General features: G+C 61.3%; 25 protein-coding genes. 13 read left to right on the plus strand and 12 right to left on the minus strand.

The window, feature by feature from the left end:
• Positions 1-121: 121 nt before the first annotated feature.
• Complete coding sequence (locus KY465_RS11675; RefSeq protein WP_219201890.1) at positions 122-1021, plus strand: LysR family transcriptional regulator; 900 nt, start codon at positions 122-124, stop codon at positions 1019-1021.
• A 24-nt stretch (positions 1022-1045) separates the two neighbouring features.
• Here KY465_RS11675 and KY465_RS11680 read toward each other — a convergent pair whose 3' ends face one another.
• The gene (locus KY465_RS11680; protein ID WP_219201891.1) at positions 1046-1789 is read right to left on the minus strand and encodes a hypothetical protein; all 744 of its coding nucleotides are present in this window, start codon (positions 1787-1789) and stop codon (positions 1046-1048) included.
• A 428-nt stretch (positions 1790-2217) separates the two neighbouring features.
• Between KY465_RS11680 and KY465_RS11685 the strand changes: the two genes are divergently transcribed.
• The gene (locus tag KY465_RS11685; protein WP_219201892.1) at positions 2218-2661 is read left to right on the plus strand and encodes a hypothetical protein; all 444 of its coding nucleotides are present in this window, start codon (positions 2218-2220) and stop codon (positions 2659-2661) included.
• A 173-nt stretch (positions 2662-2834) separates the two neighbouring features.
• Positions 2835-3797 (plus strand): LysM peptidoglycan-binding domain-containing protein, encoded by a 963-nt coding sequence (locus KY465_RS11690; RefSeq protein ID WP_219201893.1) that lies wholly within the window; start codon positions 2835-2837, stop codon positions 3795-3797.
• Positions 3798-3891: 94 nt separating this feature from the next.
• Here KY465_RS11690 and KY465_RS11695 read toward each other — a convergent pair whose 3' ends face one another.
• Positions 3892-4998, minus strand: coding sequence for an ROK family transcriptional regulator (locus KY465_RS11695; RefSeq protein ID WP_219201894.1), 1107 nt, complete (start codon positions 4996-4998; stop codon positions 3892-3894).
• Between the two features lie 168 nt (positions 4999-5166).
• Between KY465_RS11695 and KY465_RS11700 the strand changes: the two genes are divergently transcribed.
• The 6 genes from KY465_RS11700 to KY465_RS11725 all read left to right on the plus strand — a co-directional run bounded on the left by KY465_RS11700 (position 5167) and on the right by KY465_RS11725 (position 10339).
• On the plus strand, positions 5167-6219 hold the full coding sequence (locus KY465_RS11700; RefSeq protein ID WP_219201895.1) for an ABC transporter ATP-binding protein: 1053 nt from the start codon (positions 5167-5169) through the stop codon (positions 6217-6219).
• Positions 6216-6584, plus strand: coding sequence for a hypothetical protein (locus KY465_RS11705; RefSeq protein ID WP_219201896.1), 369 nt, complete (start codon positions 6216-6218; stop codon positions 6582-6584). Before KY465_RS11700 ends, KY465_RS11705 begins: the two co-directional genes overlap by 4 nt.
• Complete coding sequence (locus KY465_RS11710) at positions 6575-7438, plus strand: ABC transporter permease (RefSeq protein ID WP_255561633.1); 864 nt, start codon at positions 6575-6577, stop codon at positions 7436-7438. Before KY465_RS11705 ends, KY465_RS11710 begins: the two co-directional genes overlap by 10 nt.
• Positions 7435-8262 carry an ABC transporter permease gene (locus KY465_RS11715; protein ID WP_219201897.1) on the plus strand — a complete coding sequence of 276 codons (828 nt, stop codon included), beginning with the start codon at positions 7435-7437 and terminating at the stop codon, positions 8260-8262. Before KY465_RS11710 ends, KY465_RS11715 begins: the two co-directional genes overlap by 4 nt.
• A gap of 31 nt (positions 8263-8293) precedes the next feature.
• On the plus strand, positions 8294-9397 hold the full coding sequence (locus KY465_RS11720) for an extracellular solute-binding protein (RefSeq protein ID WP_219201898.1): 1104 nt from the start codon (positions 8294-8296) through the stop codon (positions 9395-9397).
• Positions 9398-9493: 96 nt separating this feature from the next.
• Positions 9494-10339, plus strand: coding sequence for a glycerophosphodiester phosphodiesterase family protein (locus KY465_RS11725; RefSeq protein WP_219201899.1), 846 nt, complete (start codon positions 9494-9496; stop codon positions 10337-10339).
• A 78-nt stretch (positions 10340-10417) separates the two neighbouring features.
• On the opposite strand, the gene KY465_RS11730 is transcribed toward KY465_RS11725, so the two are convergent.
• The 4 genes from KY465_RS11730 to KY465_RS11745 all read right to left on the minus strand — a co-directional run bounded on the left by KY465_RS11730 (position 10418) and on the right by KY465_RS11745 (position 13312).
• Positions 10418-11419, minus strand: coding sequence for a 4-hydroxyproline epimerase (locus KY465_RS11730; RefSeq protein ID WP_219201900.1), 1002 nt, complete (start codon positions 11417-11419; stop codon positions 10418-10420).
• Positions 11420-11664: 245 nt separating this feature from the next.
• On the minus strand, positions 11665-11979 hold the full coding sequence (locus KY465_RS11735; RefSeq protein ID WP_219201901.1) for a YciI family protein: 315 nt from the start codon (positions 11977-11979) through the stop codon (positions 11665-11667).
• 183 nt (positions 11980-12162) lie between these two features.
• Positions 12163-12825 carry an SDR family NAD(P)-dependent oxidoreductase gene (locus tag KY465_RS11740; RefSeq protein WP_219201902.1) on the minus strand — a complete coding sequence of 221 codons (663 nt, stop codon included), beginning with the start codon at positions 12823-12825 and terminating at the stop codon, positions 12163-12165.
• 88 nt (positions 12826-12913) lie between these two features.
• A complete protein-coding gene (locus KY465_RS11745) occupies positions 12914-13312 on the minus strand; it encodes a DUF2177 family protein (RefSeq protein WP_219201903.1) in 399 nt (132 codons plus the stop codon).
• Positions 13313-13700: 388 nt separating this feature from the next.
• Between KY465_RS11745 and yghX the strand changes: the two genes are divergently transcribed.
• The 3 genes from yghX to KY465_RS11760 all read left to right on the plus strand — a co-directional run bounded on the left by yghX (position 13701) and on the right by KY465_RS11760 (position 15837).
• On the plus strand, positions 13701-14615 hold the full coding sequence (yghX, locus tag KY465_RS11750; protein WP_219201904.1) for a YghX family hydrolase: 915 nt from the start codon (positions 13701-13703) through the stop codon (positions 14613-14615).
• Between the two features lie 140 nt (positions 14616-14755).
• Positions 14756-15256, plus strand: coding sequence for a twin-arginine translocation pathway signal (locus KY465_RS11755; RefSeq protein ID WP_219201905.1), 501 nt, complete (start codon positions 14756-14758; stop codon positions 15254-15256).
• A complete protein-coding gene (locus KY465_RS11760; protein WP_219201906.1) occupies positions 15256-15837 on the plus strand; it encodes a ferric reductase-like transmembrane domain-containing protein in 582 nt (193 codons plus the stop codon). Before KY465_RS11755 ends, KY465_RS11760 begins: the two co-directional genes overlap by 1 nt.
• Before the next feature lie 85 nt (positions 15838-15922).
• On the opposite strand, the gene KY465_RS11765 is transcribed toward KY465_RS11760, so the two are convergent.
• The 5 genes from KY465_RS11765 to KY465_RS11785 form a co-directional block, all read right to left on the minus strand.
• Positions 15923-16531 (minus strand): protein-methionine-sulfoxide reductase heme-binding subunit MsrQ, encoded by a 609-nt coding sequence (locus KY465_RS11765; RefSeq protein WP_219201907.1) that lies wholly within the window; start codon positions 16529-16531, stop codon positions 15923-15925.
• 56 nt (positions 16532-16587) lie between these two features.
• Positions 16588-17433 (minus strand): NAD(P)H-binding protein, encoded by an 846-nt coding sequence (locus KY465_RS11770; protein ID WP_219201908.1) that lies wholly within the window; start codon positions 17431-17433, stop codon positions 16588-16590.
• Positions 17434-17500: 67 nt separating this feature from the next.
• Positions 17501-17992, minus strand: coding sequence for a nuclear transport factor 2 family protein (locus tag KY465_RS11775; protein WP_219201909.1), 492 nt, complete (start codon positions 17990-17992; stop codon positions 17501-17503).
• 51 nt (positions 17993-18043) lie between these two features.
• Positions 18044-18886: a nuclear transport factor 2 family protein gene (locus tag KY465_RS11780; protein ID WP_219201910.1), complete on the minus strand. Its 843-nt coding sequence runs from the start codon at positions 18884-18886 to the stop codon at positions 18044-18046.
• Positions 18887-18984: 98 nt separating this feature from the next.
• A complete protein-coding gene (locus KY465_RS11785) occupies positions 18985-19269 on the minus strand; it encodes a DUF2218 domain-containing protein (RefSeq protein ID WP_219201911.1) in 285 nt (94 codons plus the stop codon).
• A gap of 95 nt (positions 19270-19364) precedes the next feature.
• Between KY465_RS11785 and KY465_RS11790 the strand changes: the two genes are divergently transcribed.
• The gene (locus tag KY465_RS11790) at positions 19365-20249 is read left to right on the plus strand and encodes a LysR family transcriptional regulator (RefSeq protein WP_219201912.1); all 885 of its coding nucleotides are present in this window, start codon (positions 19365-19367) and stop codon (positions 20247-20249) included.
• A gap of 66 nt (positions 20250-20315) precedes the next feature.
• Here the strand turns inward: KY465_RS11790 and KY465_RS11795 are convergent, their stop codons facing one another.
• Positions 20316-20957, minus strand: a complete 642-nt coding sequence (locus tag KY465_RS11795) for a TetR/AcrR family transcriptional regulator (protein ID WP_219201913.1) — start codon at positions 20955-20957, stop codon at positions 20316-20318.
• Positions 20958-21088: the final 131 nt, after the last annotated feature.

Below are 21088 nucleotides of genomic sequence, written 5' to 3' on the forward strand. Positions count from 1 at the left end.
CTTTGTCCTCGATTGCAAACTCTGCCGTCGATTTGACATGACAAAAAAATAAAGGCAATTAGCCGAAATCGAATTTTGGTATGCTTGAATGCATAGCTTGCCGCTGGGCGGAGGGGCCGGAATGGATTGGAACGACGGCAAATTGTTCCTGGCCGTGGCGCGGGCCGGCCAGATGCTGGCGGCGGCGCGGGTGGTCGGTGTCAATCAGGCCACCCTGTCGCGGCGCATGGCGCAACTGGAGCGGTCGCTCGGCGCCAGTCTTCTGATCCGTCATCCGCAAGGCAGCAGCCTGACCGACGAAGGCGTTGAACTGATGCGCTCGCTGGAGCGCATCGAAGCGGAGTTCATGCGCGCGCAATCGGCGCTCTCGGGCGGCGGCATCGATGTCAGCGGGACCGTGCGGATCGGTGCTCCCGACGGGTTCGGAACGTCTTTCCTGTTGCCGGAGATGCCGGCATTGCGCGCCGCGCATCCGAAACTGACCGTGCAACTCGTCCCGCTGGGTGCCAGCCTGTCATTGTCGCGGCGTGAGGCCGACATTGCCGTAATGGTGGGGCAGCCGGAGACCGGGCGCCTGGTCGGGCAGAAGCTCACCGATTACACGGTCAGTCTGTATGGCAGCCGCGCCTATCTGGCCGCGAACGGTACGCCGCAGCGTCCCGAGGATCTGGCGGCGCACCGGCTGATCGGCTATGTCGAGGATCTGGTGGTGTCGAGCTCGCTCGATTATGCGCGGCTGTTCTGGCCGCATTGGCAGTCGGATCTGGAGATCGCCACCGCGACGGGCCAGTTGCAGGCCATCCGCCACGGCGCCGGGATCGGCGTTCTGCACGATTATCTGGCCGCGGGTGTTGACGAACTGGTGCCGGTCCTGCCCGAGTTGCACGTTGAGCGGTCCTACTGGCTGGTCTATCACGAGAGCTTGCGCGGCATCGCGCGCGTGGCGGCAATCGTCGATTTCATCACGACACTGGTGCGTCAATCCCGCAGCGCGTTTGTGCGGCGCGATCCGCAAGCCTGAAAAACGCCTTGCCAGCAAGCGGTATCAAGCTCTCAGCGCATCGTGCTGGGACGGCGCGTCCGATGCCACAGCAAGATTCATACGGTGATGCAGCTGGTCCGCGGTCGCCCGCCAAAGGCGAAAGAAGGTTTCAAGACGCTGCATTTCCAGAGAGACGAGGCCGGTGAATTCCGCTGCATTCGGCGAGACGTGCAGAGCGTGCTCCTGATGGCGTCGGGGATGGATGGTTGCGCCGGGTTCGGCACAGCTGCCGAACAGGGTCTCCTGGTGCGCGAGAAAATGCGGGGCCAAGGTGTCGACGACATAGATCATGTGCAACCCGGATTCGAGCGAGGCGAAGGCGCGCCTCATTTCCCCGGCCAATTGTGCGTTGGCGCCGCCGCGCACCCAATTTTCACGCAGGTGAGCCGGGTCGAGCCCGCTGCGCTCCTGCAACTGTGCGGCGAAAAAGTCATGACGCATGCAGCCGAGCGGGTCGTGGCCGCTTCCCAGTTCATCATTGGCCGCCGGCAGAATCGATCGTAGCGCCTGCTGGAGACAGATTTCTTGTCTGACATTGTCGCCGGACAGGGCCACCTCTGCGATGGCGTCGCAAAGCGTTGCGACAAGAGCGGGCAAACCGGCAACCAGGGCGACCTGCACCGGCCAGAAGACCAGCCCGTACTGGTGCAACTGGTCCGGGGTTGCTTGTCTTCGGGCGAACAGGGGCGAAGCGAGTACATCGGTTGCCAGGGCGGCAATGCGCCCGATCTGCAAATTGGTCAGCATGCGAAAAGAGCTCCATGAAAATGGCCAGGCTAAAATGGGCGGCTCGTCGGGGGCTTCCCGAGAGCAGAAAAATAAAAAAGCAGAACTGAAACGAGGCGAGTCTAGCGTTTTTGCGGGTCGCTTCGCAAGGCTTGCGGCCCGAGGTTGCAAGGCGTCGCGCCGATCCGATCGGCGCCCCCGGCTAAAAGCGACAGGATCGATGCAATCTCTTTTGAAGCGTGCATATTTTGCATTTCACAATTCAAACGTGTATCTGGGCTGAGATCAGGCAAGATATATCCATGCCGGCATCGCAATGAAATACTTGAATCCCGGGTGTCAGACGAAAATCGAATTACAGGAAACTTAAAAATACAATTCTTTCCATAAACAGTAGAATCACTATACTGTGAGCTATTGTTAAATAGGGAACGATTCGAGAAGAAGTAATGTCACTACTGGATAGTATGGAATTTGTGAAGACGATCCCGGCGCGCGATCAGCGCGCCACCTCATCATGCCTAAGTGCTGCGCGATCCAACCTGCTACGGGAGATCGACTTGCAGATCAAGCTGCTTGCCGATCATCGGCTGGAATTGCGCAAATCGGTGCACAAGCGCGATGGCACGGTCGAGACCAAGATTCGCCGACCGCGAAGCTGGGTCAAATATGTCGACGATACGGCATACATCACCGTTCGCATTGCCAACAAGCCGGTCTCGCCATTGGGTAAGGGAGGCTGCATCATCCGATGCGACAGAGCGGATGTGCGGCGTACGTTTGAGCAGCTGCGCCGATGGGCGGCGTCCTCCGAGGCGGACCCCCTGTTGCTTGAGGTGGTGCGCAAGAACAGGCGTCGCGGGCGCAGCGGCGGGAGCAGCAGCGAGGCTTAGGCCGCGGCGCTGCCTTTCGGCTTTGCATTCAGCGCAATGTCCGGCGACGGTCGAGGGAAAGGCGGGGTCAGCCGGGGAGGGCGGCGCGCGGGATTTAATTTTTCTGCGATATCGGAACATGCTCCCGGGGTGTGGGGTTCGCCGTACAAACGCTCAAATGAAAGGAGGATTTCATGATCTCGGTTCGATACCTTGAAACCGCGGCCGCTGTCGCCGCACTTTCTTTGGTGGTTGTGTCCGGCGCCAGTGCACAGAGTCGCTGCGGCTCCACAGCGACAGTGCAGTCGGGCGACACGCTCTATAGCATCTCCCAGGATTGCCGGGTGGCATTGAGCCGGATTTACAATCTCAATCCGCAGCTCGATCCGCGCAGCCTCTCCGTCGGCACGGAAGTTCGCCTCACTGGTGGGCAGGCTGCAAGTGACGCCGACAATCGCGAGGAAAGCCGCAGGCGCTTGGATGCCGATGGCCGCTACCGCATCGAGGAGGGCGATACAGCCTCTTCGATCGCGCAGGCTATGGGGATCTCGCTGATGGAATTGCTCAACAGCAATAAGGATCTCGACCCCTTGCGGCTTGCGGTCGGCGAAATGATCAATGTGCCGGTCGACGGCCGTCGTTCGGCAGCGCTGCGCGTGCGTCCTCTCAGCGGCTCTCCCGGTTCGCAGATTACTGTTCGCGCCCGTCACCTGCGTCCTGCCGACTATGTCACCATCGGCGTCGGGCCGCGTTCTTCGGAATGGCGGGCGCTGCGCGATGTGCAAGTTGCTGCGGACGGCGAGATCTCGACACAGGTGCGGGTGCCGGAATGGGCTGATCCGGGCGATGTTCTCACCTTCATCGTCGACACTGATCGCGGCGTCACGCTGAAGTCGGCAGACTTCGACGTCACGGCGCGGCAGGACACCGGTCGTGACGCGCATGTCGAGCTTGAAGGGCGTGTCGGGAAGGGCGTGGAATGCGCTACGCTGACCACGCCCGATGGCGATCTGTGGTCTCTGACCGGCGACATGAATTTCACGCCGGGGGAATATGCGAAAATAGAAGGCACCCGCGCTGATATGTCGTTCTGCATGCAAGGGGTTGGTACGGTCGAGGTGACCTCCTATGAGGAAGTGCCCTCGAAGAACAGGTAATGGGCAGCGGGCCGATTGGGTCCAGCAAAGCGTGCCGAGAGGCAGCGCCGGCATGTCCGGCACCGCCTTTTTCTTTTCGCTCTCCGTTTGCCGGTCAGAAGCGGTTCAGCACGGTTCGGCGCATCGCGTAGATTGCCGCGCCGACAGCACTTGGCGCCTGTTCCACTTCGGCAAGGCGAAGCTGCGGTCCGGGCACGGCGCGCCCGTATCGGTCCGGATAGCGCGGTTGAGTGGCGGCAATCAGCAATCGCCGCAGTGCACGCGGCGCCTGGCCGCCATACAGAATTGCTTCCGGATCGATGATTGCCGTGGCTGCCCGGACCAGCTGGTTGAGCTGCGGCGAGACCGTCTCGATCCATTTCTTCACGCTCGGCGACTGAGGATCTGCATGTTCGATGACCTCGCGAATGGATGACACGTTCAGTCCGTCCTTGCGCATCTGGGCGAGCAACCCGCCCAGCGCCGGGCGGCGGGGCGTGTCGGATTTGAGATACATGTCCGAGAGTTCGGCGGCGTTGCCGTGAGCCCCATAGTACACGCGGTTGTTGATGACCAGTCCGCCACCAAGCCCGAAGTTGATGGCGAGATAGACAAAGGAGCTGAGACCGCGCCCGGCGCCGTACCACTGCTCCGCCACCGCGCCGAGCGCGGCGTCATTTTCCGCATAGACAGGGCAGGTCAGGCGCGGAGCAAAGAGGGCGGCAACGTCCACCCCCGACCAGGCCTCGAGTTGCAGCGGGGTGGTGAAGGAAGAGGCGTCCCTGCGGTCGGTTCGGAAGCCCTGCATGGAGATGCCGAAGCCGGCCAGGTCTGCGAGCGGTCGCTTCAGGGCGCTGCAGCCATCGGTGATCATCTCCACGGTTCTTGCGAGTACCTCGGCGGGACTGTTGGGTGTGGCAGCGACGGTGGCGACCTTGAGAATCGCACCGCTGAAATCGACCCAGCAGATGGTGATGGCATCGGGCTCGATGGAAAGGCCGGCCGCATAGGCTCCGTTCGGGTCGATGGCAAGGCGCGGACTGGGCTTGCCACGGCCCTTGATGATCGCGTCATGCCGCTGCAGCAGCTTCATCTTGACGAGTTCTTCCGTCAGCCGATGAATGGACTGTTGCGACAGAAGCGTATGCTGGGCGATCTCGCTGCGCGCGAGAGGGCCATGGGCGCGGATGATCTCGATCAATTCCGCGTGGGTCCGGGACACCGGAAAATTGAGCGAAGGATGCACCGGGTGTGGGAATCTGCCAGACATAAACCCCTGGAACAACTGGATTTCTAGGAAGTTCTCGGAAGATTAGCCCATAAAGCGCTCGACTGTCATCAACTTATTACCTATAGTGGGTAATAATTGGGGCGGAAGGGGGAGTTCGCCGTGTCGGGTGTCTTCATCCGCAATGTGCATATGCGGTTCGGCCGGTTCGTCGCCCTCGAAGACGTATCCCTGTCCGTGGCACCAGGTGAATTTGTCACGCTGCTGGGTCCATCCGGTTGCGGCAAGACAACTCTTTTGAAGATCATATCCGGTTTCACGGTGCCGACAAGCGGGCACATCGAGATCGGCGGCGAGGATGTCACGCAGGTCCCTCCGGAAAAGCGCGACACGGCGCTGTGCTTTCAATCCTATGCGCTGTTTCCGCATCTCAGCGTCAACGACAATCTTGAATTCGGTCTGCTCAACAAGGGCATGGCGCGCGGCGAAAGAGGACAGCGGATCGATGAGGTGGCCGCGCAGCTGGCGCTGGAGCTGCAACTCGCGAAGCTGCCGAACCAATTGTCGGGCGGACAGCAGCAGCGTGTGTCCCTGGGTCGCGCCCTGGCAATGCGCCCGAAAGTGCTGTTGTTCGATGAACCACTGTCCAATCTCGACGCGAAACTGCGGGACCAGGTGCGCATCGAAATCCGGCGCATTCAGAAGAGCCATGCGCTGACTGCGATCTATGTCACGCACGATCAGGCCGAAGCGCTGGCGATGTCAGACCGGGTGGTCGTGATGAACGCCGGGCGTGTGGAGCAAGTGGCCACGCCTGAGGAACTCTATCACGCGCCGCGCACCAGTTTCGTCGCCGACTTCATCGGCAATGCGAACGTGATCGATGCCGCCGTTCTGGGTGAAGACAAGCCCGGCCTGTGGCGGCTGCAGACTGAACTCGGTCAATTGCAGGCCAGAAGTGCCGCGCCGCCGCGGGCCAAGGAGATCCGCATCTGCTGGCGTCCGGAAGCGGCGGAGCTTGACGGAACCGAGGCGCAAAGCATCGAGGCCCGGCTGACGCATCGTTCGTTTCAGGGTCATTATACCGACCTGTTCCTCGACAAGGAGGGCTGCGAATTTCGCATCCTGGTGCCGCAGGTGCATGCCGATGTCGGCGATCTCCTGCGCTTTACGCTGGCCCCGGAAAAGATCGTGCTGCTGGAGCCGGTGGCATGAGGTTCGGGCAGGTTGGTGGCGACGGGCGGTCGGATGCGAGAAGCAAGCCGGCCCCCCGTTTTCCGGCATCTCTTTTCTATCCCGGGGGCCTGCCGCCCGGGACCATCGACATCAAATCCATGGAAGCGCTTAGCATTCTGGACGGACCTGACAGGGTTGTGGGTGGCCGCCGCATCGGCGGCGCGCCCGTTCGGCAATCCTGGAAAACCATGCTGTTCGCGCTTCCTCACCCTGCCAGAGCAATAAAGGGGCAATCTGGCAAGGTGCCGGAGGCGGCGCGCGACTTGCGAGCCGGCGTGAAAACGCTGCTGCGCAAGATCGTCGCGCCGCTCCGCTTTTCGGTGGCCGCCGGGCCATGCAGATGACCGCAAAGGCGTGGGCGAAGGTTGCGTTGCTGCTCGCACCGGGACTCGGCCTTATTCTCGCACTGATCGGCACCGTCATTTACATGGCTGTCACGCAATCGTTCGGCTACTACAACCTGTCCGGCGAGAGTGTCTTCAGTCTCGAGCACTGGGCGGAGATGCTGGATCGCAGGCTCTATTTCCGTTCGGTTCAGTATTCGCTGTATATCGGTGTGCTCAGCGCCGTCTTTTCCGTGGCTCTGGCCTATCCGCTGGCCATCTGGTTGCGCAAGCCGTTTGCCGGCTCGATGCTGATCGGAACCCTGCTGAAAGCTCCGCTTCTGGTTCCCGGGCTGGTGGCCGCCTTCCTGTTCATCAATGTCATTGCCTATCACGGCATCGTCAATCAGCTGATGGAGGCGCTCGGCATCTGGGACGGGCCGCGCCGGCTGCAGAACGATCGCTACGGCATTGCGGTGCTGATCCTGCAGACCTGGAAGAACATGCCGTTCGCATTGCTGCTGCTGACAGGCGCAGTTCAGGGCATCTCGGATGACGTTCTCGATGCGGCGCGCGATATGGGCGCGGGATCCTTCACGCGGTTTCGCAAGATCATCGCACCGCTCAGTCTCTCGGCCATGCAGGCCGCGCTGGTCATCATCTTCATCGGGGCCCTGGCCGATTTCAGCTTTCAGGTGATCGCCGGACCGACAAACCGGCAATCGATGTCGCAATTGATGATTTACTTCCAGGGCCATGGCCGCTGGCACGATGCCGCCGTGGTCGGCGTGACGCTGATGGTGCTGGCGCTGATCGGCTCGGCGGTTCTTGCCGTGCTCGCCCGTCTGTTGGTCAGGGGAGAGCGAGTGCGGTGAGCCAGCAACGGCTGAATGATATCCTTCTTTTCGCGCTGCTCGCCGTTTGCGTGGTCTGGCTGGTCATTCCCTTTGGCATGGCCATCCTGTGGTCGCTGGTCGATCCCGCCGCGCCGTGGACCGCCGATCGCCTGCTTCCTCCGGCTTTGTCGTTCAGCCGCTGGATCGACATGTGGCAGAATTCGTCTCTGAAAGCGGCGCTGATCAATTCCTACACGCAAGCGCCGCTGGCGGCGGCGCTGTCGCTGTCACTGGCCTTTCCCACGGCCTATGCGCTCGGCCGCATCCGCTTTCCGGGACGCGAGATCGCCAAGCTTCTGGTGCTTCTGCCGCTGGTGGTGCCGAGCTATGTGACGGCGGTGTTCTTCTCATCGCTGTTGTTCCAGCTGGGGCTGACGGGATGGAAGTTCGGTGCCATCGTGTTTGCGCATGCGGTTTTGTTTCTGCCCTATTCGATACGCATCCTGATCGTCAGTTTCGAGCAGGTGCGCGATGACCACATCGAGGCGGCGCGCGATCTCGGGGCCGTCTTCTGGCGTCGGTGGTACGTGGCCTATCTGCCGGCCCTGCGGCCCGGAATTTTCGCGGCCACGCTGATCGTCTTCATCAAATCCATCGAGATGTTCGCCATCGCCTTCATCGTCGGTTCGCCGGATATCGTGATGATCCCGTCCTTGTTGTTCGCCTCACTGGGCCAGGACTATGTGCGTCCGAACGCCGCCGTGCTGTCGCTGATCCTGGTGGTCCCGAACATTCTGCTGATGCTGTTTCTCGAACGGCTTTTGAAATCGGCCAATCCCAGCCTGAGTTCCGGCAAGGGATAAGCCGCGACTGAACAAAAAGAGGAAGCAAAACATGTTGAGAAAATTACTCGTGGCCGCGGCGCTATGCGTCGCCGGGGCAGCGATGGCATCAGCCGACGATGTTTCGGCAAACGAGTGGGACCAGACGGTCGCTCAGGCCAGGGAGGAGGGCAGGGTGAACTGGTTCGTCTGGTACCTGCGCGATGACCTGCGGCGTTTCGTTCAGCCCTTCGAGAAGAAATACGGGATCGCGGTGACGATCCCCGAGGGCACGGCTGATGCCAATGCGCAGAAGCTGTTGTCCGAACGCGATCGCGAGCCCGGCGATATCGACGTGTTCACCTACGGGCTGAACAATTTCGAGAGCCTGGATATTACGGCGCTGTTCCTTCCGCTGGACTTCCTGCCAGAAGATGAGGGGCGGCTGGCGAGTGTGTCCGGCGAGGATGGCAAGTCCTACATCCTGTCGTTCTGGGGCAATCAGACCGGGATCGCCTATGACACATCGGTGCTGGCGCAGGCGGACCTGCCGCAGACCGCGGAGGATTTTGCCCGTTTCTGGACCGAGCATCCCGGCAAGTTCGGCTTCAATTACGAGAATGGCGGTTCCGGGCCGTCCTTCTATCTCAACCTGATGGGCGCGGTTGCCGGCGTGGATATGACATCCGCGGCAGCGGACGGTGCGACGATGCAATCACTGCAGCCCGGATATGACTTCTTCAATGCGCATGCGGACAATTATGTCGTCACGGCATCCAATGCCGACAGCATCATCCGGGTCAGCGATGGCGAGTTGTGGCTCGTTCCGGGCTGGGAGGATCATCTCGCCGGGCTGCAGAACCGCGGCGAGGTGCGCAAGGACATAGAGTTCTACATTCCGGAATTCGGCATGAGCGGTGGCTCCAACGGCGTCGCCATCCCCCGAAACGCCGCACATCCGGCTGCAGCGGCGCTCCTGGTGCACTGGCTGACTTCCCCGGAGGTACAGTCCGAGTTCAACCGGGTATTCGGAACCGCGCCGATGAACGCTGCGTCGGATGACAGCGCGGCGCTGGTGTCGAACACGCAGCGCAGCCGCAGCACGGCCTGGCCATCCGACGAGCTGCGCAAACCGGTCGAGGAGAAATTCATTGAGACCGTTATACTGGAGCGGTAGACGCGTGCGGCGCGGCGCCCGGCACAGGGGGCATTGCGCTCCCGCGCGCGGATCGGGTGGCGGTTCGGACAGGCAGATGTTGAAACGAGCACGGATATGACACTGCAGAACCTGCACGACTTTCACCGGGATCCCCACTGGTGTTGTGCCATCGTTGCGCATCGCGGCGTGTGGCGCGATTCCAGCGAAAACAGCGTGGCTTCGGTCGAGGCGGCGATCGCCAGCGATCTGCAATTCGTCGAGATCGACGTGCGCCGAAGCCGCGATGGAAAGCTGATCTGCTTTCACGACGAAACACTAGATCGAATGACCGCGATGACCGGGCCGGTCGACCTGCACGACTGGCGCACCCTGTCGTCTACCGCCCTGAAATATGCCGATGGCGGGCCGGCGGCGGAGCTCTCACCGCATACCATCCCGGCGCTTGAACATATTCTCGAGGCGGCGCGCGAGCGCATCTACATCGATCTTGACATCAAGCATGAATACCTGCTCGACGATACTGTCGCCGCCATCCAAGCGCTGGATATGGGCCGACAGATCATTCTGAAGATCGAAATTCATCGCTCGGAGGATTTCGACCGGTGTGAGCGAATGGCGCGAGACACCGGATTCATCTTCAAGCCGGTTGTCATGGTCACGGCGGGGAACCTTGACTGGATGCTGAGCGAACTGGAGCGGCGCGCGTTTCCGGTCGTCGAGGCATTGTTTGAAACCTGGGAGCAGATCGAAGCGGTCGTGCCACGCATGCGCAAACACGGGACCGATGTGTTTCTCAATTCTCTCGATGGCATTGCGGGAGATGTGTTGAAGGATCGCGATGCAATGATGGACCCGCAGAAGGTCTGGCGGCGCGCGATCGAACTGGGCGTGCGCCTGATCCAGACCGATCGGCCGCGGACGCTCTATGCGTCCTTGCAAAACAATTGGCGCCGCGATTGAATCGGGTGAAAGCGTCACCTGGCGCCGCACCGGCCACCGCACCCGGCCTGCAGAGATCCGAATTCCTTACTGCTCTTCTCACCGCACCACGAACCCATGCGCGTAAGGATCGTCATCATCGATCGTTATGGTGTTCTTTCCCGTCTCCCGGGCCCAGCCACCGACCTGCGGCTGGATCGCCCCGAACGACTGAACGCGGGTTTGTGCCAGCACCTTGCAGCGAAATTCGGAGTTGATGATGCTTTGATGAACAAAGCTGTCTCCCACCCGCAATGCGCCGCGTGCAGCAAGCTGCGCCATGCGTGCGGAGGTCCCGGTGCCGCAGGGGGAGCGATCGATTGCCTTGTCGCCGTAAAAAACCGCGTTGCGTGCCGACGCTTCGGGTGAGGTAGGGGCGCCGGTCCAGAGGACATGCGTCAACCCGTTTATCTCGGGGCGTTCCGGATGCACGAAGTTGAATTTCTCATTCAGCGCAGTTCGCAGGGCCGGGCTCCAGGCGATCAATTCCGCCGCCGTGTGATCGGCGAGATCGCGGTAGCACTCCTGCGCTTCGACGATGGCGTAGAAATTGCCGCCATAGGCGACATCGACCGTGATTTCGCCCAGGCCGGGAACCGGCACCGACATGCCTTTGGCATAGAGGAAAGAGGGGACCATTGTCAGCCGTACCTCCGAGACCCTGCCACCACTCATCGTGTATTCGGCGGTGACCAGCCCGGCCGGCGTATCGAGTTTCAGGACGCCGTCCTGCCGCGGCGTGATCAGGCCGTTTTCCAGCGCCATCGTGACAGTGCCGATGGTTCCGTGCCCACACATCGGCAGGCAGCCGGATGTCTCGATGAAGAGCACCCCGACATCGCAATCGGGGCGGGTCGGGGGGTAGAGAATGCTGCCGGACATGAGATCGTGGCCACGCGGCTCGAACATCAATCCGGTCCGGATCCAGTCATGCCGGGCCAGGAAATCGGCGCGCTTTTCGAGCATTGTCGCACCAGAGAGCACCGGGGCGCCGCCGGCGACCACGCGCACAGGATTGCCGCAGGTGTGACCGTCAATGCAGAAAAAGGTCGATCGAGACATGCTTACATCCCTGGAGCCGACAGGATCAGGAATATCTTGTCGCCCTTCCGGTCATTGCTCAATCCCTTTCTCGCGACAAGGGTTAGCCATGCTCGGAACATCCTGCGACATGGATCGCCGGACCGGCGGCGATCAAGATCGAGCGCGCCCTCGACCGACCTCAGCGAGCTGGGCAAGCAACGTCATCAGGGGCCGCTATCCAGTATTTCTGGTCACCCGAACCAGTAGCAGAGTTAAGCCAGGTGCTACATCTCGATGATCGGGGCGACCTCGACCGAGCCGGAGCCATCCGCCACCAGGGGGCAGCCCTTGGCCATTGCGCAGGCGGCATCGATGCTGTCGGCACGGACCACGGTGAATCCCGAGAGCGGATTGGCGCCGCCATCATCGGTTACGCCGCCTGAACTGACGGTCTTCGAGGCGCCGACTGGTCCGCCGCCATGCACGACGGCGTTTCCCATTTCCTCGTACCACTTCCCCCAGGCCTGCATTGCCTGTTCCCCTTCCTCCTGGGTCTCGGGCCGGCCTCCACCGTGATAGGCAAACACATAATCGGGCATTGAATTCCTCCTCAAATGAGTGACGCGGGTCCGGCATGCAGCGCTTGCCCGGATCAGGCAGTATGGCAGCGGCACAGCGCGGCGTCGCCACAAAACTCCGTGAAGCGGCGGGTTCGCACGCCTGGGCCGGCGAACGGGTGGCCATGAATTGCACCAGCATTTACGCGCCGCTGGGTCGGGCGTTCACCACTTGATGCTTTTGCCAGCCCAGTCGAAAAAGCCACCGGTATCTGCGGCTGACAGGCCATCGATCACGGCCAGCAGGTTTGCTGCGGCATGCTTCGGGGTCACTTTGTCCCGGTCGCGGTAGTTTTCAGTAAACGCGGTGGCGACCGTGCCCGGATGCAGGGCCACGCAGATCGCCTGGCTGTGGCTGCGGGCAATTTCTATGGCGGCGGTATGCACGAGCTGGTTCAAGGCTGCCTTCGAGGCGCGGTAGGAGTACCAGCCGCCCAGCCGGTTGTCGCCGATGGATCCGACGCGCGCTGACAGCGCCGCGAAAACCGAACGCCGGTCGCGCGGCAGCAGGCGCAGGGCGTGTTTGAGAACCAGCATGGGCCCTGTCGCGTTCACCGCGAACTGGGCAGCTGTTGCGGCCGGATCGAGCATTTTCAGGGTTTTTTCCGGCGCATGATCCTCGGCAGAGAGCGCACCGGTCGCAACGATGATCGTGTCGAACGTCCCGTCCAGACGGGCAAGGCTCGCTTTGACACTCTGCTCATCGGTGACGTCAAGGCCATCGGCGCTGCGCGACAGGGCGATGACGCTCTCCCCGCGATCGGTCAGGTCTTGCGCCAGCGCGGCGCCGATGCCGCGGCTTGCGCCGACGATCAAAGCTTTTTTCATTGGGGCTCACCTTTGGCCGGATGTGCTGCGATGGTCTGTCGTATCCCCGCCAGACACGGCTGCCGGAACATCGCGAAACGGCCGCTGCCTAGACAAAGGCCCGTGTCAGCGTCACCCCGAGCCATGCGGAAAAGCCGGTCAGGACGGCCCCCCAGGTCACATCGGCAGCCACCATCTGCAAAGACCAGTTCTGCAAGGTGGCATAATTGGTGAATTCGTAGGTGCCGTAGGCCATCGCACCGAGAAGGGCGCCGGCAAGCAGGGCCTGGGATGGCATTCCGCTGCGCAGCGCCGGGAGTGACACGAACCACACCACGCCCGCGACGTAAAAGAGATAGAACACGGTGGCCGGCCCAAGGCGGATGTCGTCCAGAAGCCAATCGCCGATATGTCTTTCGAACAGCGGTTTCATGAGCGTTTTCAACATCACCGCGTCGAGGAGCAGGAAGACGGTGGCGGTGATCAGGTAAAGGACAACAATCTGCATGTTTCGGGTTCCTTTTCACAGCCAATACCACGCTTGGCTATTGCAGTCAGCTTGGTCTGCACGCGTCATCCGGTCGCCAGCGCGCTTGCCAATCCGCTTTCATGCGATAGGGCGTGTGTGATTTCTCCTTTGGGAGCGCTCCTTGCTGCGGAGGCAGCGAGCGTCGGACCGCTTGGTCTTTGTTTCAGTACTGAATCCGGTATCGCCCGTAAGTATCGGGAATAATGCGGCGAAATGCGAGAACGATGGAGATGGGCGGAGAGGGGGCTGATTCAGGCGCCTGGATCATCAACAGACGTTGCAGGTTTGCCATCAAGCTGAGCTATAGTGCCGTCGAGGACACAAGAGGGGCGCTTGGTGAATTTCATCCCGCAAAGGAGACTATCCGATGGCCAGCCACACGACCCAGCCCCGTCTTACCGCCGCCGATTTCGATCAAGAGCTTCTCGATCTCTACGACTATTACGCCCACGGCAAGATCTCGAAACGGGAGTTTCTGGACCGGGCGGGCAAATGGGCCGTCGGGGGTCTGACAGCGGCGGCAATCCTCGGCACGCTTGCACCCAATTACGCGCTGGCGCAGGAGGTGGCCGAGGATGATGCGGACATCCAAGGCGAAGACATCACTTACCCCAGCCCAGACGGCACCGGCGATATCACGGCCTATCTCGTCCGGCCCACCGAGATGGACGCCGACCGCCCGCCGGCAGCCGTGCTCGTCATCCACGAGAACCGCGGGCTGAACCCCTATATCCGCGATGTCGTGCGGCGCCTTGCCAAGGCGGGGTTCGTGGCAATGGGACCGGACGGTCTGTCGTCGCTCGGCGGCTATCCCGGCAGCGATGAAGAAGGTCGCGAGATGCAGCGAAGCCTTGATCAGGGAGCGCTTCTCAACGACTTCTTCGCCGGCTTCGAGTATCTCCAGCAGCTCGAGGGCACCAATGGCAAGGTGGGGGCAACGGGCTTTTGCTACGGCGGCGGCGTCGTCAACAAGCTGGCGGTCGCCTATCCCGAAATGGCGGCGGGCGTGCCCTTCTACGGTGCTGCGCCAGAAAGCGGTCAGGTCGCCCGGATCGAGGCGCCGCTGATGATCCAGCTCGCCGCGCTCGATCAGCGCATCAATGCCATGTGGCCCGAATACCAGAAGGCGCTGGAGGAAAACGACAAGCGGTACACGGCGCACATCTATCCGGGCGTGAACCACGGATTTCACAACAACACCACGCCGCGTTACGATGAACAGGCCGCCCGTCTGGCCGAAGAGCGCATGATCGCATGGTTCCGCACCTATCTGGCGGGATAAACCGGGTTTGATCGGCTTCGATATTGCTCTGATAAACGGGGATAAATTTCGCGTGTGGTCTGGTTGGATCAAGCTCAAAGCGAATTATATGCAGAAATAGTCAAGCCCATTCCACGACGGCAAGGCAGGGAGAAGTCGAGATGCCGATAGCGACGCCGACACGCCGGGAGATTGTAACAGGCGCAGCAGCAGTGCTGCTCGTGAGCGCCTCCGGCCTGACTGTGCCCGCCCGCGCGAAATCTCTTGCGCCCACCCCGACGATGCGCGGTGGTGCCAACAATTATCGACCCGGCGCGCCGATCGTTGAAAGAATTGGAAATGGCGGATTTTTGACGACCGGCACCGTGCGCCGTGCCGGCGACGGCGCGCCTCTGGCCGGGCGGCGCATTCAGGTCTGGGCGCATACGACGGAAGGGCATGAGCGTGATGCGCGATCGCATGGCGCGACCCTGACCGATGCGAATGGCGTTTTCCGTATCGAGATGCCGCAGATCGTTCCCGCTTTCGGTCAGGCGCATGGGCATCTTGCCTATGATGCGGATTTCGATGACGCCGGCTTTGAGACCGTTTTCCTGCGCCCCTTATTGGCGCGGGCGTCGGACACGCGCCTTGAAGTGGAATTCGTCCTGCGTCCGGTCTGATGACCCGGCGCGGCGTGCTGATCCGGGCCGCCGTCGCGCTGGCCGTCTTCCTGCCGCTCTTCGCTGCGGCGCAAAGCCCACTGCTGCAATGGCGCGATCCGATCTACATCGCCGCCAGCTTTGCGGGGATCGTGGGTCTGGCCTTGTTGCTCGTGCAACCGCTTCTGATCGCCGGCGCCTTTTCCGGGTTCTCGGCGCGGCGACTGCACATCTGGTTCGGCTCCGGACTGGTTGTCGCGGTGGTCCTGCATGTGGCGGGTCTGTGGATCACCAGCCCGCCGGATGTCGTGGATGTGCTGCTCTTCCGCTCACCCACACCCTTCGCCGTCTGGGGGGCGATGGCCATGTGGGGGGTCTTCGCCGCCGCCCTTCTTGCTGCAGTGAGACGAAAGATCGGGCCGCGGTTCTGGCGCCTGGGCCATAGCGTTGCGGTCGTCATCATCGTTGCAGGCACCGTCGTTCATACCTGGTTGATCGATGGGACGATGGAGGTGGTGACAAAGGCGGCACTCTGCCTGCTCGTGCTTGCTGCAACGGCCTATGCCCTTCGAAAACGCCGGGTGTGGAGGCTGCTGCGCTGATCACAGGGTGCTGCGCGCGACTAGCGGAAACTGGCGCAAGTCTCTGAAAAGAAGGAAAATCCGGCGGCCCAATGCGAGGCACGGCTCACGCTGCAGCGCGCTGGTGACGGCGTTGTTGCCTCGACCAGACACGGTAAATCTCAAGCAGCGCCAGTGGAGCGAAATGCACCACGGCCGGAGCGACCCCGCCCCAATCGTGCAGGGCAGCCCAATGGACAAGCGTCAACACAGCCGCGCCATAAACCCATTGCTGAAGTCTTTTCCACGACCGTCCAAGGCGCCGCACCCATTGGTCCGTCGAGGTAATGGCCCGAGGCACGAAAATCAGAAAAGCGACCCAGCCGGTCCAGATGTAGAGCCTTGTCACCTCGCCGCCGGTGAAGGCGACGGCCCCTTCATCCAGAAGATAGAGCAGCGTGTGGGCCAGCGCGTAGAAGAACGCGGCCACCCCGAGATAGCGCCGACGCTTCATCAGCCAGCGTGGCCAGCTTGCGTTGCGAAAGAGCAGCATCAGCGGGGTGATCATCATGGCGAGGATCATGAAACGCGCGGCGAACTCACCGGTTGGATGCAGCACGTCGGCGATCGCTTCCGGATCGCCGGAGGTGAGGCCGAGGATCATCGGAATGGCAGGAAGGCTCAACAGCACCCAGAAGGTGACGGGATGATCCCAGATTGATTTGAGGATGGACATGGCCTGTCTCCGAGGAGGGTGTGGTTTTACGCAGCAAGCCCGCGTTTGTGTCGTTCTCAGCGCGTGAGAGAGGAAAAGTAGTCATCCCAGCTCTGGTGCGGGCGTCCTGTCACGACCTCATAGTCACCTGGTGTGTCGTAGGCGCCGCGGCGGATGCCGTCGTAAATGCCGCCGATGATCGGGCCAATGAAATCGCCAAGTTCGGCGGTGCGGTCAGCGACATAATCTTCTGCTGACATGCTGCGATAGGTCAGGCGGGTGCCGAACGCGGCGTTAAGATAATCTGCCAGCTCAGGCTGAGTGATCGGTGTGCCGTTCAGATCAAAGATCTGGCCATTCAGATCTTCCCGCGTCAGCAAGGCCGCGTAGGCATGCGCCAGTTGCGAGCGCGTTGTGTAACCGCATTTGCCGCTTCCAGCGCTGTTGGCGATCTCGCCTTTGGCTCGGTAGGTGTCGATATATTCCACGTCCGGCTCGATGTAGATGCCGTTGCGGCCGATGGCCCAGTCCAATCCGCTGGCGCGGATGTCGGCCTCGGTTTGGCGGTTGCTCTGCACGACGGGCGAAAAGGCGGTGCCGTCTTTCGGGCCCTGAATGCTGGTGTAGACGATCTTGCGAACGCCGGCGGCCCTGGCGGCCGCAATCACATTGCGGTGCTGGCCGATGCGGTCTTCGGGCGGGGCCATGCCGGAGACGAGGACAAGCGCGTCGATGCCTGCAAGGGATGCTTGAAGGTCTTCCGGCTTGTCATAATCGCCTGGCCGCAGATCGATCCCCAACTCGGTGACATTGGCGGGTGTGCGGGCGAGGCCGATGACCGACCATCGATCTGTTCGTGCAATGAGCTTGCGGGCAATTTCCTGGCCAAGCTGGCCGGACACGGCGGTGACGGCATAGCGCACGGGTCTCTCCTTCGGCTTGGGGAAGGCTGGCATGGCCCGACAGGCGGACCATGCCAGCTTGCGGATATCAGGCGTGATAGGCCTGGCTGACGGCGAAGCTGTCCTCGAACCAGTGCCACAACACCACCTGACCATCGCGAACCTTGGCCCGCAGGGCAAATGTGAAGGGGCCGGTTTCCTTGCCCGATTTCTTTGTGATGCCGCTCATCTTGCCAAAGACGGCGACGGTGTCGCCCGAGGCAAAGGCATCGGTGTTGTCCCAGGCAGTGGTCTGGAAGTTCTCGCTGAAGACGGCAAGGAAGTCGAAGACCGCCTGTTTGCCGCGCGCCTCGCCGATCCACGGCAGGCTTTCATCGCCCTCGTTGTGCCAGACCATATCGTCGGCCATCAGGGTGGCCATTTTCTCCATATCGCCTGACCCCATCGCGCCCATGAAGGCCATTACGGTGTCAAAGCTCTCTTGCGTGGTTGCATCCATGTCCTGTGCTCCTGCGTGTTGTCCGAGAATGATCGCCAGCGATGCGCCGAGCGAGGTCGTGAGAAGGGTTCTGCGTTTCATGTGTTGCTCCATGTCAGGGCGCTCCGCTGCGAAACGGGCCGCCGGTTTCGATCAGAATTTTCCTGCTTCATTGTGCGCGGCATCAGGGCCGGGCATCGGAGCGATGACGTCCCAGTGCTCCACGATCAGCCCGTCTTCGAGGCGGAACAGGTCGTAGAAGGCCATGGCGTCCTCGCCGAGCGTCCCCTCTGACAGGGCCAGCACGAAATTGCCTTCGCCGATCACCTCATGGATCTCGGTGTAGTCCATGCTGATGCCCTGTTTTGCCATCTCGGCCATGAAGGCGCCGAAGCCGTCGAGGCCATCGGCCACCTGCGGATTGTGCTGCAGGTAGTTGGTGGGGTTGATGTATTGGGTGAAGTCAACCTGTTCGTGGTTGATCAGGGCGCGGGTCAGAAAGTCCTCGACCTTGGCCTTGTTCTGCGCCGTCAGTTCGCGGTCCTTGATTTCGGTCGCACCGTCGATCTGACTGCGGCCCGAGGGGTTCACCGGCTGCTCATCGATCAGATTGTCCCAATGCTCGGCAATTTTGCCGTCTTCGACACGGAACACGTCGAAGCCGATCACCGGCGTCGGACCGAAGCCTTCGTAGCGGGCATGCACGGCGACGAGGTCATCGTCTGCGATCACGCGGAAATACTCGGCCTTGAAGTCGCCGCTGCCGGCGAGGAAGCCGACGACGCCTTTTTGGGCCTCAAGGCCGTTGGCGAACATCGGGTTGTGCTGAATGAGATCCGCCGCGAAGTACCGCTCGACGGCGGCGACATCGCCTGCAAGCAGTGTGTTCTCCAGGGCTTCCAGGACAAACGCCTTGTTTGCCGCACTGTCGGCGAACGCCGCAAAGGGCAGCGTGGCCACGATCGCCGCAGAGGCGAGAAGAGTTTTCAGTTGCATCGGAAATTCCTTCGTTTCAGTGGGGTGGACGTGTGGCGGCGCAACCTGACCGGCTGCACGGGCGGATGGTCCTTGGAAAAGGGGCAGCTATTCAGCTGTCAGGCGGGGTAGTTCCAGGACAGTTCGGGCGCTTCGCGGAATGCGAATCGCTCAAGGTGGCTGGTCATGACCTCCACGGTCCGCTCGAGATTGGCGCGGTCATCGGCGGCGGCGCTCAGCGTCAATCCGTTCTCTGATGCGATGAGATCGCATGCTCCGAACGGCAGGGCGATATGGCCTTCATTGCGCTTATGGGTAACCGGTACCTTGTGGCCGAAATGTTTGCAGAGAGTCTCGAGGTAGCGCTCCGCCTTGTCGGTATTGAAATGGGTCGTCGCTTTCATGCCATGGTTCCTTGTGTTGCAAAGAACATCTAGCGCCTCGCGATTGATCGGTTTATTCCTTGAATTCAGAAGTAATAATTCCGGAATTCGGAACAATGATCGACCATCTGAGGCATATGGCCATCTTCGCGCGGGTGGTCGACGAAGGCTCGTTCCGCGCCGCGGCCAAAGCTGTCGGTGTGGCACCTTCGCGGGTAAGCGAAACGGTGTCCGAGCTTGAGAATTTCCTCGGCGTGACGCTGCTTTATCGCACGACGCGCAAGATCGCGCTGACCAACGAGGGGCGCATGTTCTATGTACGCGTTGCCGACATGCTGCGCAGCGCTGAAGACGGGCTGAATGAGCTGAACGCCCTGGCGCTGGAGCCCGTCGGCGCGCTCCGGGTGTCGATGCCGGCGTTCATGTCTTCATCGTCCCTTGCGACCGCGATCGCCAGGTTCTCGCGCCTTCACCCGCAGGTGGCGCTGTCGCTGGCCTTCACGGATCAGAGAATGGATCTCATCAATGACGGCTTTGACGTGAACATTCGCGTCGGCTGGCTCGACGACAGTGCGATGATGTCACGCAAGCTGGGCGAAAGCGCGCGGGCGCTGGTGGCAGGATCCGGCTATGCCGCAATGCGCCCGGCGCCGCGACACCCCTCCGATCTCGAGGACTGGGACTGGATACGTTACCGGCACCGCTCCGAATATACCCGGCTGAACGGACCCGGAGGCGAGGAGGCGAAGATCCTGGGGCAGGCGCGGCTCGAGGTCGATAGCGTGGATGCGCTGTATCATTTCTGCTGCCAGAACCTTGGCGCCACGGTTCTGCCCGAACATCTCGCAGAGCGGGGGGAGGCCGAAGGCAGACTGATCCGCCTGTTTCCAGACTGGCAGCTCGTTCCGCTGGGCATCTTCGCCGTCTGGCCCGACACCTCGCGTCGCGAGAACCTTACGCTTTTGTTCGTGCGGTTCCTGGCAGGTCAACTTGATCACTGAGGCAGGTGCGCCCCGGTTGGCCTGTTTCCAGCGGTCACCATAAGAGCGGCTGCCCCGGGATCGGCGTTACGGATCGACGCACACCAGCCGCATGATCGTCTCGATATTGAATGCGAGACGCTCTTCGAGCGCTTGTGGGGCCATCAGATCGCGCTGGAACACAATCGAGCCGGTGTAGCGGTTGGTGAGGTAATAATAGCCCAGGGCCGCGATCGTGATGTTCAGTTGCACCGGATCGATACCGGGGCGAAAGACGCCCTCCTGGACACCCCGATCCAGTAGGCCGCCGACCATGCTGACAAAGCGTTTGAACAACTTTTCGATCTTTTCGGATTTCTTCAGATGGCGAGCCTTGTGCAGGTTCTCGCTATTCACCAAGGTGATGAATTCGGGGTTTTTCAGATAGTAGTCCCAGGTGAACCGGATCAGCTTTTCGAGGGCTTCCCGGGCCGGCAGATGCTCGAGTTCAAGAGCCCGTTCGGCGGCACGAATGTCGGTATAGACTTCCTCCAGGACGGTTCTGAAGAGATCCTCCTTGCTCCCGAAATAGTGGTAGATCATCCGCTTGTTGGCCTTGGCGCGCAGGGCGATCTCGTCGACACGGCCCCCGCCCAGGCCGTTCTTGGCGAATTCCTTTTTGGCGCCCGCAAGAATGCGGGCGCGCGTGGCATCCGCATCGCGAACCTTCTTGATCGTTTTTGTTGCCATTGGTTTCGTCAGGTCCATTTTCGCAGCTTTTTTGCATCTATCTCGCACATGGAATGGACGTCAAAGCGTTCGATATCCAGCGTTTTTCCATGGCACCGATCTTAAAGTTTGACATAGGGCTTGAGGAAATG

The sequence above is a fragment of the Neohoeflea coraliihabitans genome, from assembly GCF_019334345.1.
Classification (GTDB): domain Bacteria; phylum Pseudomonadota; class Alphaproteobacteria; order Rhizobiales; family Rhizobiaceae; genus Pseudohoeflea; species Pseudohoeflea coraliihabitans.